This is a genomic window from Natrinema sp. LN54, assembly GCF_052439245.1.
Lineage (GTDB): Archaea > Halobacteriota > Halobacteria > Halobacteriales > Natrialbaceae > Natrinema > Natrinema versiforme_A.
Genome location: NZ_JBQVRP010000002.1, coordinates 230,268 through 243,617 on the forward strand (window position 1 = coordinate 230,268; position 13,350 = coordinate 243,617).

Annotated in this window: 19 protein-coding genes; 6 read left to right on the forward strand and 13 right to left on the reverse strand. The window is 65.7% G+C overall.

All coding sequences use genetic code 11. The features are described 5' to 3' along the window. Positions 1 to 187 precede the first annotated feature (187 nt). Complete coding sequence (locus ACT4ML_RS06285; RefSeq protein WP_444720092.1) at positions 188 to 379, reverse strand: HVO_0649 family zinc finger protein; 192 nt, start codon at positions 377 to 379, stop codon at positions 188 to 190. A gap of 107 nt (positions 380 to 486) precedes the next feature. On the opposite strand from ACT4ML_RS06285, the gene ACT4ML_RS06290 reads away from it, so the two are divergent. From ACT4ML_RS06290 to ACT4ML_RS06305, 4 genes are all read left to right on the forward strand, one after another. After that, positions 487 to 2,382, forward strand: a complete 1,896-nt coding sequence (locus ACT4ML_RS06290; protein ID WP_444720093.1) for a bacterio-opsin activator domain-containing protein — start codon at positions 487 to 489, stop codon at positions 2,380 to 2,382. A 101-nt stretch (positions 2,383 to 2,483) separates the two neighbouring features. Beyond that, positions 2,484 to 2,669, forward strand: a complete 186-nt coding sequence (locus tag ACT4ML_RS06295; RefSeq protein WP_444720094.1) for a DUF1328 family protein — start codon at positions 2,484 to 2,486, stop codon at positions 2,667 to 2,669. A gap of 284 nt (positions 2,670 to 2,953) precedes the next feature. After that, the gene (locus ACT4ML_RS06300; protein ID WP_444720095.1) at positions 2,954 to 4,879 is read left to right on the forward strand and encodes an aldehyde ferredoxin oxidoreductase family protein; all 1,926 of its coding nucleotides are present in this window, start codon (positions 2,954 to 2,956) and stop codon (positions 4,877 to 4,879) included. A gap of 238 nt (positions 4,880 to 5,117) precedes the next feature. Further along, on the forward strand, positions 5,118 to 5,711 hold the full coding sequence (locus ACT4ML_RS06305) for a YIP1 family protein (protein ID WP_444720096.1): 594 nt from the start codon (positions 5,118 to 5,120) through the stop codon (positions 5,709 to 5,711). Between the two features lie 159 nt (positions 5,712 to 5,870). Here ACT4ML_RS06305 and ACT4ML_RS06310 read toward each other — a convergent pair whose 3' ends face one another. Next, complete coding sequence (locus ACT4ML_RS06310) at positions 5,871 to 6,257, reverse strand: winged helix-turn-helix domain-containing protein (protein WP_444720097.1); 387 nt, start codon at positions 6,255 to 6,257, stop codon at positions 5,871 to 5,873. Positions 6,258 to 6,498: 241 nt separating this feature from the next. On the opposite strand from ACT4ML_RS06310, the gene ACT4ML_RS06315 reads away from it, so the two are divergent. Continuing rightward, a complete protein-coding gene (locus tag ACT4ML_RS06315; protein WP_444720098.1) occupies positions 6,499 to 7,158 on the forward strand; it encodes a helix-turn-helix domain-containing protein in 660 nt (219 codons plus the stop codon). A gap of 143 nt (positions 7,159 to 7,301) precedes the next feature. Then, on the forward strand, positions 7,302 to 7,451 hold the full coding sequence (locus ACT4ML_RS06320) for a DUF7560 family zinc ribbon protein (RefSeq protein ID WP_138246034.1): 150 nt from the start codon (positions 7,302 to 7,304) through the stop codon (positions 7,449 to 7,451). A gap of 36 nt (positions 7,452 to 7,487) precedes the next feature. Here ACT4ML_RS06320 and ACT4ML_RS06325 read toward each other — a convergent pair whose 3' ends face one another. The 11 genes from ACT4ML_RS06325 to ACT4ML_RS06375 form a co-directional block, all read right to left on the reverse strand. Continuing rightward, on the reverse strand, positions 7,488 to 7,940 hold the full coding sequence (locus ACT4ML_RS06325; protein ID WP_444720099.1) for a pyridoxamine 5'-phosphate oxidase family protein: 453 nt from the start codon (positions 7,938 to 7,940) through the stop codon (positions 7,488 to 7,490). 131 nt (positions 7,941 to 8,071) lie between these two features. After that, positions 8,072 to 8,506: a hypothetical protein gene (locus ACT4ML_RS06330; RefSeq protein ID WP_444720100.1), complete on the reverse strand. Its 435-nt coding sequence runs from the start codon at positions 8,504 to 8,506 to the stop codon at positions 8,072 to 8,074. Further along, positions 8,506 to 8,766, reverse strand: a complete 261-nt coding sequence (locus tag ACT4ML_RS06335; protein ID WP_138246031.1) for a hypothetical protein — start codon at positions 8,764 to 8,766, stop codon at positions 8,506 to 8,508. The genes ACT4ML_RS06330 and ACT4ML_RS06335 overlap by 1 nt, the downstream gene beginning before the upstream one ends. A 65-nt stretch (positions 8,767 to 8,831) precedes the next feature. Continuing rightward, positions 8,832 to 9,152, reverse strand: coding sequence for an AzlD family protein (locus tag ACT4ML_RS06340; protein ID WP_138246030.1), 321 nt, complete (start codon positions 9,150 to 9,152; stop codon positions 8,832 to 8,834). Then, on the reverse strand, positions 9,142 to 9,933 hold the full coding sequence (locus ACT4ML_RS06345) for an AzlC family ABC transporter permease (RefSeq protein WP_444720101.1): 792 nt from the start codon (positions 9,931 to 9,933) through the stop codon (positions 9,142 to 9,144). The genes ACT4ML_RS06340 and ACT4ML_RS06345 overlap by 11 nt, the downstream gene beginning before the upstream one ends. 91 nt (positions 9,934 to 10,024) lie before the next feature. Then, positions 10,025 to 10,234, reverse strand: a complete 210-nt coding sequence (locus ACT4ML_RS06350) for a hypothetical protein (RefSeq protein ID WP_444720102.1) — start codon at positions 10,232 to 10,234, stop codon at positions 10,025 to 10,027. 72 nt (positions 10,235 to 10,306) lie between these two features. Further along, positions 10,307 to 10,585: a ubiquitin-like small modifier protein 1 gene (locus ACT4ML_RS06355; RefSeq protein ID WP_444720103.1), complete on the reverse strand. Its 279-nt coding sequence runs from the start codon at positions 10,583 to 10,585 to the stop codon at positions 10,307 to 10,309. An 81-nt stretch (positions 10,586 to 10,666) separates the two neighbouring features. Beyond that, positions 10,667 to 11,017, reverse strand: coding sequence for a hypothetical protein (locus ACT4ML_RS06360; protein WP_444720104.1), 351 nt, complete (start codon positions 11,015 to 11,017; stop codon positions 10,667 to 10,669). Positions 11,018 to 11,077: 60 nt separating this feature from the next. Next, positions 11,078 to 11,563 carry a hypothetical protein gene (locus ACT4ML_RS06365; protein WP_444720105.1) on the reverse strand — a complete coding sequence of 162 codons (486 nt, stop codon included), beginning with the start codon at positions 11,561 to 11,563 and terminating at the stop codon, positions 11,078 to 11,080. A gap of 174 nt (positions 11,564 to 11,737) precedes the next feature. Beyond that, positions 11,738 to 12,124, reverse strand: a complete 387-nt coding sequence (locus ACT4ML_RS06370) for a hypothetical protein (RefSeq protein WP_444720106.1) — start codon at positions 12,122 to 12,124, stop codon at positions 11,738 to 11,740. Positions 12,125 to 12,213: 89 nt separating this feature from the next. Beyond that, positions 12,214 to 13,104, reverse strand: a complete 891-nt coding sequence (locus ACT4ML_RS06375) for a GNAT family N-acetyltransferase (protein WP_444720107.1) — start codon at positions 13,102 to 13,104, stop codon at positions 12,214 to 12,216. Positions 13,105 to 13,350 lie beyond the last annotated feature (246 nt).

A 13,350-nucleotide genomic window follows, 5' to 3' on the forward strand; every position in this document is an offset into this window, starting at 1 on the left:
CTTCTCGGATCTATTTTCGACCGTGGTTCTGCATACCGAAACCGCGCGGCGATCTACTGTTCCGGCAGTACGGTCAGCGCTCGAACGAAGGATGCGACGACGATCGGTGCCGAACACGTCGGGTACGTCGGCTCGTCGGTCTGCGAGGCGACGCGGTCGCTCGAGGCTGCGTCGGAGCACCCACGGGCTATTCGAGTCGGAGTTCCCGCGTCTCGACGGCGTCACAGGTCGGGCAGACGAACTGGTAGCGAACCCGGCCGCCCGACGTAGTGACGCGCCAGCCGCCGTCGGTGTCGACGTAGCCACACGCGGGACACCGTAGTTCCGACTCGTCGAACTTCTCCCGCAGTCGCTCGAACGGCGATCGATGTACTGACATATGTGTACATACACCGTGGTACTATATAACAACCTAGCTTGCCGAACCGGGGGTCGTCCGGTCTTCCGATCACAACGGTTCTTAGGGAGCCGTCCGTAGTACGAACTATGGACGATGCCGACACGGAGCGCGGCGACAACGCCGTCGACGACCCCGCGGCGGCCGTCCGCGCACTCGAGTACGTCGTCGATCCGGTCGTGGCGGTCGTCGAGGGGACGATCACGTACGCGAACGAGGCCGCCCGCGACGCGTTCGACCTCGGCGACGCCGACCGCGACGCGGCGACGGCACTCGGCGCGCGCTGGGATCGGCTCGCGGCGGCCATCGACGAAACGACCGTCGGCACCGCCCGACGCGTCGACTTCGACGGTGATCGGGGGAGCGTGCGTCTCCACCGCGGCGCGAACGGCGCGACGATCACGTTCGACCGCGACGGCTCCGAGACCCACGCCGACGGCGCGACCGGCTCGCCGTCGGGCTCGAGCGACCGGCTGCTGAAAGACCGCGCGCTCGAGGAAGCGCCCGTCGGGGTCACCATCTCCGATCCCGACCGCGAGGACAATCCGCTGGTGTACATCAACGAGGCCTACGAGGAGATCACCGGCTACGCGTACGACGACGTCGTCGGTCGAAACTGTCGGTTCCTCCAGGGACCCGACTCGAACGAGGACGCGATCGCGGAGATGGCGGCGGCGATCGACGAGAACAGGCCCACCACCGTCGAACTCGAGAACTACCGCGAGGACGGCACCGAGTTCTGGAACGAGGTGACGATCGCCCCCGTCCGGGACGAGGACGGCCGGGTGACCAACTACGTCGGCTTCCAGAACGACGTGACCTCGCGCAAGGAAGCCGAACTCGCGCTCGAGCGCCGAACCGAGGAACTCGAGTACATCCTCGATCGCGTCGAGGGACTGATCCAAGACGTCACCGCCGTCGTCGCCGGCTCGACCGACCGCTCGGACCTCGAGCGCGAGGTCTGCGAGCGGATCGCCGCGGAAGACGCCTACGACGGGGCGTGGATCGGCGAGCGAAACCCCGCGACCGGTACGATCGAGATCCGCTCGCAGGCCGGGGACGGTCCGGAGCGCGAGCGACTCGAGGCCGGAACCGACCATCCCGCCGCCGAGGCGGTCGCGACGAACGAGCCCGCCGTCGACACCGTCGGCGGAACGACCCGCGTCGCGTTACCGCTGTCGTACAACGGCATCGAGTACGGCGTCGTGACGGTTCGGGCAGATCGGGACCGCGCCGCCGACGACCGCGAAACGGTGATCCTCTCCGCGCTCGCCCGCGCGGTCGCGAGCGGCATCAACGCCCGCGAGACGAGCCGCGTGCTCGCGACCGACGCCGTCGTCGCCGTCGAACTCGAGTTGACCGATCGCGACCTCACACCCGTGGCGCTCTCCGCCGCGGCGGACTGCCGGCTCGAGTACCGCCGCTCGGTCCACCGATCCGACGACGAGACGGCGTCGCTGTTTACCGTCACCGGCGCGAGCGCGGACGATGTCGCCGCCGCTGCCGCTGACCTTCCCGACGTGGACTGCCGGGTCATCGTCGAACGCGACGAGGGCTGTCTCATCGAACTGACGAGCGCGGACGACCTCGTCGGCTGGCTCTCCGGGCGCGGCGCCCGCACGCGGACGATCGAGAGCGAAGCCGGACGCGCCCGCGTCACCCTCGAGATCCCCCGCTCGGCGAACGTCCGCTCGGTCGTCGAGGCCGTCGAGGACCGCTACGACGGAACCGACGTCGTCTCCTTCCAACAGCGCGAACGCGAGGGCGAAACCCGACAGGAGTTCGCCGCCCGCCTCGAGGAGTCGCTGACCGACCGGCAGTTCGGCGCGCTCCAGCGGGCCTACCTCGGCGGCTACTTCGAGTGGCCTCGACCGACGACCGGCGAGGAACTCGCCCAGTCGATGGGCGTCTCGCGGCCGACCTTCCACGAGCACCTGCGGACGGCCGAGGCGAAACTGTGTCGAGCCTTCTTCGGGGACGCGTAGTCGCCGTTTTCAATGACAATCACGGCTCGAGACCTGTAGCCGCGGCTTAGCCCTGCGGACGGTCGCCGATATTTATGTGGGTCGTCGTGGGAGCAGTTCCTATGCTTCCGTTCACAGCTCCGCTCCAAGCCGGCGGTGGGTTCCTGTACTGGGCGCTCATCTTCTTCGTCCTCGCGATCGTCGCCGCCGCCGTCGGCGCTCGCGGCGTCGCCGGCATCTCGATGGAGATCGCGCGGATCTTCGTGCTGATCTTCATCATTCTCGCGGTGGTCGCACTGCTGTTATAATCCGGCGAGTCCCCCGCCGGCGTCGCGCCGTTCGAGTCGGACCCTCCGGATGGCACAGCGGCCGGTTCGCCTCGGTTTTCGCCGCCCCGTCGAACGGCGTGATCTCTGACGGTTACGTTTCCGCAGTTCTTGCCAGCACTCCCGATTGTCCGTCTCGAGTCACCGTCGCCTCCCTCGAGCGATACACAGAGCGATTGCGTCCCCGTCCGCGTAATCGGTTCCGGTTACGATAGGTAGAGAACGACTAACACGCTGGAGGTCGTATACAAGAACGAACGGTTACCATGACTGAACTCGGCGGATTTCAAGACAGGGTCGCCCGCATCGATCTCTCGGACGGGGAGGTCGCGTACGAGTCGATCGACGACGAGGACGCGAAGCAGTATATCGGTGCGCGGGGACTCGGGGTAAAGTACGTCTTCGAACAGGGACCGGACGTCGATCCGCTCGGACCCGATAACCTGCTCGCGTTCATGAACGGGCCGCTGTCGGGCACGCAGGTAACGATGAGCGGTCGGATCGCCATCTGTACGAAGTCGCCGCTGACCGGCACCGTCACGGACAGTCACCACGGCGGCTGGTCGGGCGCTCGGCTCAAGTGGTCCGGCTTCGACGGGCTGCTGTTCGAGGGGGAGGCCGACGAGCCGGTCTACGCGGTCGTCGAGGACGGCGAGGTCGAACTCCGGGACGCGTCCCACCTCTGGGGCGAGGGGTTCCACGACACGCGCGACGCGATCGAGGAGGAAGTCGAGGGCTCCTACGGCAAGAACCTCAGCATCATGGGGATCGGTCCCGGCGGCGAGAACGAGGTCAAGTTCGCCTCGATCATGAACGAGGACGACCGGGCCTCCGGCCGCGGCGGCACGGGCTGTGTGATGGGCTCGAAGAACCTCAAGGCAGTCGTCGTCAAGTCCACGACGAAGATGCCCAAGCCGGCGGATCCGGAGACCTTCAAGGAGGGCCACCAGCAGGCGATGCAGGCGATTCAGGAGTCGGAGGTCACCGCGCCCAACGAGGGCGGCCTCTCGATGTACGGCACCAACGTCCTGATGAACATCGGCGAGGAGATGGACGGTCTCCCGACCAAGAACGGCCGATACACCTCGACCGAAAGCATGCGCGACGCGGAGGGCGTCGACATCGACGCCGAGCGCGTCTCCGGCGAGAACGTCCGCGAGAACATCCTCGTCGACGAGCCGACGTGTCACTCCTGTCCGGTCGCCTGCAAGAAGGAAGTCGAAGTGACGAAGATGCACAAGGGCGAGGAGATGAACGTCCGGACCGAGTCCTACGAGTACGAATCAGCGTACGCGCTCGGCCCGAACTCCGGCCACACCGACCGCGACGCCGTCGCCCTCATGATCGACCGCTGTAACGACATGGGCGTCGACACCATCGACGCGGGCAACATGATGGCGATGGCCATGGAGATGACCGAGGAGGGCAAACTCGAGGGCGTCGGCGAGTTGGAGTGGGGCGACGCCGAGACGATGGTCGACATGATCGAGCGGATGGCCTACCGCGAGGACGACCTCGCGGATCTGCTGGCCGAGGGGCCGCGCCGAGTCGCCGACCGCAAGGAGGCCCACGAGAACTCGCTCGCGGTCAAGGGCCAGACGATCGCGGCCTACGACCCGCGCTGTCTGAAGGGGATGGGCATCGGCTACGCCACCTCGAACCGCGGGGCCTGCCACCTGCGGGGGTACACCCCCGCGGCCGAAATTCTGGGCATCCCCGAGAAGGTCGATCCCTACGAGCACGAAGGGAAAGGCGAACTCACCGCCCAGTTCCAGGACCTCCACGCGATCTCGGACTCCTTCGACATCTGCAAGTTCAACGCCTTCGCCGAAGGCATCGAGGAGTACGTCCTGCAGTACAACGGCATGACCGGCCGCGACGTCACCGAGGACGAACTCCTCGAGGCCGGCGAGCGGATCTACAACTTGGAGCGCTACTACAACAACCTCAACGGCTTCGACGGCAGCGACGACTCGCTGCCCGAGCGCTTCCTCGAGGACGGCATCCGCGGACAGGGCGCAAGCGAGGGCGAGTACTGCGAACTCGAGGAGATGAAGGCAGAGTACTACGATCACCGCGGCTGGGTCGACGGCGTCGTCCCCGACGAGAAACTCGACGAACTCGGGATCGACCTCGGGCCCGGCACCGGCGTCAGCAGCGGCGGCGGCGCGGCGGTCTCGAGCGACGACTAGCGCAGTCTTCCGACCCTGTCGACCGTTCCCTTTTCGGCGGCGCAACGGCTCTCGGGGAGCGATTCGTCACCGAGGACTCTGACGACCCACGATGTCCAGTCCCCATCTTGATATGTATGGGTAATTGCCAGTCCCAATCAGCCATATCAAATATCTCGGCTCGTAACTCGGATGAAGCCGTTAAACGAGTTATATCTATTTCCGATATATTCTTATAATCCTACTCGTATCTGGTTGTATGAGTATACTGAAACAATGGAAAGGTGTCAACGGCTACATGATTCGAGATCCGGGAACGTTCTTCTCGGAGTACGACGAGACCCACGGCGCGGGGTATCCGCTCGCGTTTATGCTGCTCTCGTTTCTCGCCACGATGCTGCCGTTCGCGGCGCTCATGATAATCTTCAATCTGGCGTCGCCGGCGGACGCGGCGATCGGAATCGTCGTGGCGCTGGTTTTCGGCATCGTCGCTTGGATTTTCGGTGTTATCGAGGCGCTGGTCGCCCACGTTATCGCCTCTCTGTTCGGCGGCCGCGGCGCGTCCCTGACACTGGAGGCGTACGCGTTTCCCACCCTCATCCGTAGCGGGCTCTGGTGGCTCCCAGTCATCGGCTGGGCCACTGGCTTCTACGGCTGGTACCTGCAGATCAAGGGACTGGCTGCATTTCACGACATCTCGACGGGGAAAGCTGCCGTGGCCGCGGTGATCGCCGTCATTCTGTACATCCCGGCTGTCATCGTCATCGCCGCCGTCATCGCCGCGTTCGTCCTCGACCTCGGTAACCCGCCCGAGACGCAGCCGGCGATGCTCCTGCTCGAGACCCTCGCATAGCTGAGACGGAGACGCGACTATCTCTCGAACCGCCGTGCGATATCGAATCCGATGGTAGCCGTCGCTCTCGAGAGACGGTGATCGATCTCTCGTCGTCCGGTCCGCTATCGGTCCAATCGAACGGTGTCGGTAGCGCGACTCGCAGACACACTGAGAAAATCAGTCGTCAGCAACGGCGTAGGCGGCTCCGGAGTCGGTCTCGGCGTCGGGTTTGGTCATCTCGATTTCGATCCCCTCGCCGGCGACAGAGACGAGCACGTCGTCGAAGCTCTTGCGGTACTCGGTCGCGTGCTTGCCCGAGGTGTTGATCCGGACCTGTTCGTCGACCAGATCGGCTTCGGTCAGCATTTCGACCTTTCGGTAGGCCGTCGACATCGGAATGTCGCACTCCTCGGAGACCTCCGTCGCCGTCAGCGACTTCTCGGTCGTCGCCTCAAGGATGGCTCGGCACGCGCCGTCGTCGAGCGCGGCGAGGACGGCCTGCGGGTCGATCTGATCGTCGTTCTGCCAGCCTCGGTTTCGGGCGTCAGGGTTCGTAGCGGACATCTGTTACACCTTCTAGTACCGACCGATCCCCCTCCAAATGAGTCCCAATAAATACAGGGCTCTTTATATGGGGTAGGAAGATACTCGAGGCGAATCGGCCTCGAGTCGGTTCGGTCGAGGTGGACGCCCCGGGCCCGCCGCGATGGATCGTCGGACGGCCCCACGCCCCGCGGGTCGGCAGCCGACGTGCTTCCGGCCCGTAGACACAGGATTTAGGGTGGACGGCTCCACAGAAGTGGGTATGGCTTCGGGGATTCGCGCGGAGGTGAAGATCGACGACCCGCCCGACTGCGTCGTCGCGCAGGCCTCGGCGGAGGCCGACGGCCGGGTCCTCTCGGTCTCGAAGAGCACCAGCCCGTCCGCGCCCGAGCGCGTGACCGAGGAGTTCATGCTCGACGCCGAGCGCTACCCCGACGAGTTCGACGTCGACGCGGACCTCTCGCCGATCTTCTCCTACGGCTCGAGTTCGGTCTATCGGTTCGAGCGCGAACTCGGGTGTGGCTGTCCCTGCGAGTGCATCGAGGAACACGACTGTCCCGTCGTCGACGTCCGCACGCAGGGTGCGGCGCTGTACCTGACCTTTCACGCGCCGGATATGCACGGGCTGCAGGCGGTCATCGGCGAGTTACGCGACCGCTACGCGAACCTCGACGTCCAGCGGCTGCTCCAGTCCCAACAGGACCACGACGAACGCAACCTCGTCTTCGTCGATCGGAGCACGCTGACCGATCGCCAGACGGAGGTCTTGGAGACGGCCCACCGAATGGGCTATTTCGAACACCCCAAGCGAGCCAACGCCGGCGAGGTCGCCGACGAACTCGACATCACCGGGACGACGTTCACCGAACACCTCGCGGCGGCCCAGACGAAGCTGCTGGACGCCATCTTGGACCACGAGTGATCGGCCGCTCGAGGCGAGCGTAGTTTCGAGGCACATGAACGTATCGGGACCTACAGACCGACGGCACCGAACCGCAACCCTATATATACTGGACGTACAGCTAGACGGTAGACAACCGGCGTTTCACACGACTGACCCCTGATATGAGTAGATACGAGTTCACGTGCCCGGAGTGCGGGCAGGAGATCGAGGTCAACGAATCGATGCGCGAGGCCACGCTCACGCACGGCTGTCCGGTCTGTGGAGCGTCGGTCACCTCCTCGGCGTTCGTCACGGAACAGCAGACGAGCTAGCGCCGGTCGCCGTCGATTCCGACCGTCCTCGAGAACTCACTCCTCGCGATCGACTTCGGTCCGCCGCCCGTTGAGCGTCGACGGCACGAGACGGTAGAGTTCGATATTCAGCGCGTCTTTCCCCTCGGCCCAGATCTCGAACAGCGGCCGCTTCGCGTCCCCGTACTGGGCGATTTCGTCCGGCGTCAGTGCCGACGGCTCGATGCTCTCGAGGTCTCCCGTGGCGATGATGCTCCGGTAGGTCGAGTCGGCTTCGTCGTAGACGACGAGTCGCGCCTCCGGTTCCGACTCGAGGAACTGGCGCTTCTCGCTCTCGGGCGTCGATACCATCCGCATGTAGAACTCACGGGAATCGTCGTCGTAGCCGTACGAAATCGGGATCGCGTAGGGTTCGTCCGTGCGTGCGAGCGACAACACCCCCGTCTCGTGACGGCTGAGGAAGTCGTCGATCTCCGCATCTGTCATCTCGGTTTCCTGGTCGATGGCCATCGTCTCAGTGGTTTGCCAAAGGTGAAACGTGACCATTATAGTTGCTATCGACCGCGAGACCCATCGTCGCGTCGTCGGCGTGCTGCTGACGGGCCGTCGATGCGAGCGGAGCGGAAGACCGGTCGCCCGGCTCACTCCGCTGACTCGAGGTCGTCCCCGTCGCCGCTACTGGCGGATTCGTCGCCGTCGCCACCGGCGGACTCCACATCGCTCGTTCCGATGACGACCGGCTCCCGGATCTCGAGTGCCGTCTCGAACTCGTCTTCGCGGTCCGTTCGCCGACCGATTTTGACCAGTTGTTCCTCGTGTGCGCGGCGGATCGCCGACAGTTCTCGCTCTGTCACGTCGATCTCCTCGCCGATCTCTTCCCAGTGGCCCCAGTCGACGAGGAACGCCTCGAGGTCGTCGTCCGCGTAGAGCCGTTCGTACTCGCGGCGGTATCGCTCGCGGGCCGGTCCCAGCACCGCCTGTGCGCGCTCGATGAGATCGGGTAGTCTGGTCGGCGGCACGCTCGCCTTGGCGGCGGTGAGCACGAGCACCTGCCCCTCGATCGGGTCGCCCGCCATCAGCCACCCGCGCGCATCGCCTTCTGTGCGAACCGCTCGACCAGCGGCTCGAGGGTGTCATCGTCGCCCTCGAAGGCGATCGTCACCTCGGTCAGTTTCAACGAGGGGCCGACGCCGACCTGCTCCGAGGAAAGCGTCGCCGTCCAGTCCGCGCCCTCGACGGTATCGTCCGCGACCTGCTCGCCGCCCAGATTCGTCAGGTAGCGGATCGCGAGCCGCTCGGAGATGCCGCGAAAGGAGCGCTCGACACGCGTTGCCATATCCGTGATTCGACGCCCGAACGGATAAATTCGCGTTCGGCGGTAACGAGGACCGACCGCCCTCGCTAGACGAGCGCCCGGAACAGGACCACGGCCCCGACGCCGCCACAGAGCGACAGCAGGATGCTCTCGGTTCGCCACATGACCAGCAAGACGACGCCGGCCGCGCCCCACTCCGCCGGCCCGCCGGCGGCCAGCTCCGGCCCGAGGATCGCGATCACGATCGCGCCCGGCAGGACCGAGAGCCCGGCCTCGAGTCGCTCGCTCACTTCGATCCGGCGCAGGACCCAGAGTCCGCCGACCTTCGTGAGCGCGGTCACGAGCGCCATGGCGAGGATGACGCCGACCACGAGCGGATCGAGCGCGAGGGCCCCCTCAGCGATCATGGCGGATCACCTCGACGGCGGCGGCCGCGAGCCCGCCGAGCAGGATGTACCACCGGCCCGGAACGAGTTCCGCGGCCGCGACCGCGGTCGCGAGCGCGACGAGCCACGGAACGAGCGTCGAGCGCCCCTCCCAGAGTTCGGCCGCGAGCGCGACGAACACCGCCGCGAGGACGAAATCGATGCCGTAGCGGGCCGGATCGCCGATCACGCCGCCGGCGGCCGCGCCGAGGATCGTCGACGCGACCCAGAAACACCACATCGCGATACCGGTTCCGAGGAGGAACGCGCCGCGTCCGCTGCCGGACTTGAGGTCGCGCATCGTCAGCGCCCAGTTCTCGTCTGCCATCAGGAGCAGACTGCCGTAGCTCCGGCCCGGCGAGAGCCGCTCGAGCCACGGGCCCAGCGCGGCCCCCATCAGCGAGTAGCGCAGGTTGATCGCGAGCGTCGTGAGGACGATCGTCGCGACCGGGAGCGGCTCCGCCCAGAGCTCGACGGCGACGATCTGGGCGGCACCGGCGAGCACGGTCGCGCTCATCAGCGCCGCCTCGGCGACGCTCAGCCCGGCCCGGCGGGCGAGCATGCCGAAGGCGACGCCGTAGCCGCCGACGCCGACGGCGACCGGGAGACAGGTGAGGAGGCCGGCGCGGATCCCCTCCCGGCTGAACGTGACCGGCTGGCGTTCGTCGGCTGGGGCTCGGCTCTCCGCGACCGGTTCGTCCGTCGCCCGGCCGGCGGGGTCGCCGGGGTCGTGATCGGCGTCGCTGCCGTCGAATCCCGTCACGTTCGGCTACAGTCCAAGGACGCGTAAATCGTTCTCGAAACCGCCCGCGGACGAGGGGGATCAAGCCGATTCACTCGCATTTCGGCTCCGATCATGCGCCGTAATACAGCAGTGCGACCGCGATGACGCCCGCGGCGAGTCCGTACAACGGGCCGCTAACAACCGCCAATACGACCGCGAGCAACGCGAAGACGATGCCGAAGAACAGACACAGCTGCTGGATCACCGTCTGGTCTTCCGTCCGACCGACGGCCCATTCGACCGCGGCTTCGAACGGGAGGAGAAGGAGATCGTCGAGCATAGATCAGCAATTGTTCTTGTCTGTAAAAAACATAGTGGTCGCGTCTCTCGTCAAACCGAATCCGCCACTCCGCTATCCACCCGCGACCGGTGGGAACACCGACACCACGTCGCCCTCCGCCAGCGTCGTGTCGACGCCTTCCATGTGTACCACGTTGCGGCCGTTCTTCAACACGCTCAGTTGGGGGCGGATCGTTCCGTCCTCGAGCAACTGTCCCTCGAGCCCGTCGTATTCGGCCTCGAGCGCGGTGAGCACGTCGCCGACGGTCGCGTCGTCGTCGACCGTTCGCGTCCGCTCTTTCTCCCCGACGGCCTCCCGAAAGGTGGCGAAGAACCGGAGGTCGATGTCCATACGTCACACTCGTGTCCGGACGACATAAGTCCGGGCGGTGAACCGTCGGCTCCGTAGCCGGGTTCCGAGCGCGGGCGGTTCTCAGTCCGCCGACGCCGTCGGCGGCGACGCGTACGACACTGACTCGACGCCCGCGTCCTCGAGCGCCTCGTCGATCGCGCTCGCGCCGCGTTCGGTCGCCTCGTCGGCGTCGTCGGCCTCGACGACCACCGTCACGGAAAACTCGAGTACGATGGTGTACGGATCGAACGGGCCGGTCGGGTGTTCGTACACGTCCGCATCGGCGATATCCCAGTCCGTGATCGGCCCCTCCGCTGTGAGGGACTCGAAGGTCGCCGCGAGTTCCGTCGTCGCCTCGTCGCAAGCGGTCGTGTCGGACCCGCCGTGGAGGGTGACGAGCGTCGTCCCCGCACGAGAGACAGCGAACTCCATGCGCTCCCTACTCAGTCCCGGCAGTTGAACGCTTGGGATGGGTACATCGGGTGCAATCGCTCACTCGATCCAGAACGGGACACCGTGTGCCGACAGCAGCGACCGCATCCGCTCGACGCCGCCGGCGATATCCCACCCCGCCTGCGTGTAGTGTTTGTAGGGATGGCGAAGCCACGAATACTCCCGGTGGGCGAACACCTCGACGGCTCCATCGCCCGTCTGAAACAGCGTGACGTGGAGTTGCCACCTCGCCAGCGGCGACTCGCGTCGGACCCAGCTACCCGCCGAGAGCCGCCCGTCGTCGTGGACCTTCAGCGACGCGATGGGTTCGGACTCGAACGCCAACGTCTCGAGCGTCGAGCGGACCGCGTCGAGTTCGCGCTTGACGGTCCCGACGTACTCCGCCGGGTGTTGGCGACAGATCGCGTAGCCGCCGAGCGGTTCCTTGATCCGATGGAGCGCCGGGAGGACGCGACGGCGGATGCGTGTCGTCAGATCGACCGCGCCGGCCTCGCCCGAACTACTCCCGTCGATCGTCGTTGCCACACCTCTTTCTCTCGAGCGCGACCACAAAATTGTTTCTGTACTATACATTTCACCTCGACATCCACGATTCGAAAAGCAACCAATAGAGTCGTCAGTACGGGATGTTAGAAGTATTTAGAAATACATAGCTACCTGATACCAGTCCGGAAGTCGAGCGAAGCCAGTCGACGGCCGCTACAGATCCTGCAATCGGATCCCGTCCTCGACCAGCCGCGCGTTCCGCTCCCGGTCGAGGTGCTCGCCCAACTCGTCGTGTTCGTGGAGCTGTGCGATCACGTCGGCGTACAGCGTTCGCCACGCGATCGCGTAGATCGGTGATTGGCCCCACGCCCGTAGTTCGGGGACGAACGCGTCGTAGGTCTCGTAGCGCTCCTCGAACCGGTCGATCGCCTCGAGCACCTGCCCCGCGGCCTCGCGTTCGTCCGCTGCCTCCTCGAGGATCCGATTGAACTGCGTCTCCCAGCCCGCGACGGCCTTCTGCATGTCCGCCGCCACGGTCTCATCGTCTGCCGGCAGTCGATCGAGAATCGGTTCCGGAACGCCGAGGGAAAGTTCCTCCATACGGTCCGGTATGCGATAGAGTGGCAAGAAAATTCCCGTTCGGTCGTCGCTCCGCTGACGTGAATCGCTCTGGTCCTCGAGATCCGGGCTCAGGGCCACGTCGCGAGCATGATCTCGTCGACGAACTCCCCCTCGAGACAGTACTGCCCCTCGTGTTCGCCCTCGCGCTGCCAGCCGTTGTCCTCGAGGAACTCGATCGCGGCCTCGTTCGTCCCGGGGAGGTTCTGGTAGACCTTCTGGTATCCCGCGCTAGCGGCCCACTCGAGGCCGTACTCGAGCAGCGACGAGCCCACGCCCTGCCGCCGGAACTCGGGATCGACGCCGACGGTCACCTCGGCGGTGTGACGGAGCGACGACAGTTCGGGCGCGTCGAGATGGAGCCAGCCGATGATTTCACCTCTCCCGTGCCCGCCCGTTCCGCTCGAGTCGACCCCCATGTCGCTTCCGGTGCCAGCTTCGTCTGCATCGCTTTCGTCCCTCTCTTCGTCCGTCCCCTCCTCGAACTCCGCGACGAAGCAGACCCGCGAGCGCTCCTCGTTGGCCCGGACGATGGCCGGTTCGCGCTCGAGTTCCGTCGCGACGCTCTCGGCGACGACGTACGTGCCGTCCGCGGCGACCGTTCGCATCGTCTCGACGACGCCCTCCCGGTCTTCCTCGCGCGCCGGCCGGATAGTGACGACCCCGTCCCCGCACTCGAGGTCCGTCGTCGTTGCCTCGAGTGCCACCCTGAACTTCCCGTCGACTTCGGTCAGGTAGCCCTCGGCCTGCAGCGCCTCGAGACAGGATCGGAGCTCGTCCGGGTCCGGCGCGACCGTTTCCGTGTAGGTACCCGATCGGGCGGGTTTCGAGTGGGCGCGGCCGTCGTCGATCTCGATCGATCGCGCCAACTCGGCCGGCGTGACTGCACCGTTACGCTCGACGTACTCGTAGACGCGGCGCTGCACGTCGTCCTCGAGCGATCCCGTCGGATACATGCTCATATCGAGACCCCACCGACTGCCGCCATTAGTATGCGATCCGTATCGGTCGCCGCAACCGTCCGGCCGCGCCGAAGCGACCGATTGCCCGCGGTCCCGAATCGTTTCGAATCGCGCCGAGGGCCGTCGCGTCCGGCCAATAGGCGATTAGCGCTCGCGGTCCGGCTAATCGAAACGATGTCAGCACGAGAGGGAAATTGATATAGCGAATTTCGATTTATCGACGCCGCGGAGTGTCGAGTTCTTCGG

Bases quoted from the DNA above. Each gene is read 5' to 3' on its own strand.
- ACT4ML_RS06370 (WP_444720106.1), bottom strand. From the start codon at position 12,124: ATGGAGGAACTTTCCCTCGGCGTTCCGGAACCGATTCTCGATCGACTG.
- ACT4ML_RS06325 (WP_444720099.1), bottom strand. From the start codon at position 7,940: ATGGCCATCGACCAGGAAACCGAGATGACAGATGCGGAGATCGACGAC.
- ACT4ML_RS06340 (WP_138246030.1), bottom strand. From the start codon at position 9,152: ATGATCGCTGAGGGGGCCCTCGCGCTCGATCCGCTCGTGGTCGGCGTC.
- ACT4ML_RS06310 (WP_444720097.1), bottom strand. From the start codon at position 6,257: ATGTCCGCTACGAACCCTGACGCCCGAAACCGAGGCTGGCAGAACGAC.
- ACT4ML_RS06320 (WP_138246034.1), top strand. From the start codon at position 7,302: ATGAGTAGATACGAGTTCACGTGCCCGGAGTGCGGGCAGGAGATCGAG.
- ACT4ML_RS06315 (WP_444720098.1), top strand. From the start codon at position 6,499: ATGGCTTCGGGGATTCGCGCGGAGGTGAAGATCGACGACCCGCCCGAC.
- ACT4ML_RS06290 (WP_444720093.1), top strand. From the start codon at position 487: ATGGACGATGCCGACACGGAGCGCGGCGACAACGCCGTCGACGACCCC.
- ACT4ML_RS06335 (WP_138246031.1), bottom strand. From the start codon at position 8,766: ATGGCAACGCGTGTCGAGCGCTCCTTTCGCGGCATCTCCGAGCGGCTC.
- ACT4ML_RS06295 (WP_444720094.1), top strand. From the start codon at position 2,484: ATGCTTCCGTTCACAGCTCCGCTCCAAGCCGGCGGTGGGTTCCTGTAC.
- ACT4ML_RS06300 (WP_444720095.1), top strand. From the start codon at position 2,954: ATGACTGAACTCGGCGGATTTCAAGACAGGGTCGCCCGCATCGATCTC.
- ACT4ML_RS06355 (WP_444720103.1), bottom strand. From the start codon at position 10,585: ATGGACATCGACCTCCGGTTCTTCGCCACCTTTCGGGAGGCCGTCGGG.
- ACT4ML_RS06375 (WP_444720107.1), bottom strand. From the start codon at position 13,104: ATGAGCATGTATCCGACGGGATCGCTCGAGGACGACGTGCAGCGCCGC.
- ACT4ML_RS06285 (WP_444720092.1), bottom strand. From the start codon at position 379: ATGTCAGTACATCGATCGCCGTTCGAGCGACTGCGGGAGAAGTTCGAC.
- ACT4ML_RS06350 (WP_444720102.1), bottom strand. From the start codon at position 10,234: ATGCTCGACGATCTCCTTCTCCTCCCGTTCGAAGCCGCGGTCGAATGG.
- ACT4ML_RS06305 (WP_444720096.1), top strand. From the start codon at position 5,118: ATGAGTATACTGAAACAATGGAAAGGTGTCAACGGCTACATGATTCGA.
- ACT4ML_RS06330 (WP_444720100.1), bottom strand. From the start codon at position 8,506: ATGGCGGGCGACCCGATCGAGGGGCAGGTGCTCGTGCTCACCGCCGCC.
- ACT4ML_RS06360 (WP_444720104.1), bottom strand. From the start codon at position 11,017: ATGGAGTTCGCTGTCTCTCGTGCGGGGACGACGCTCGTCACCCTCCAC.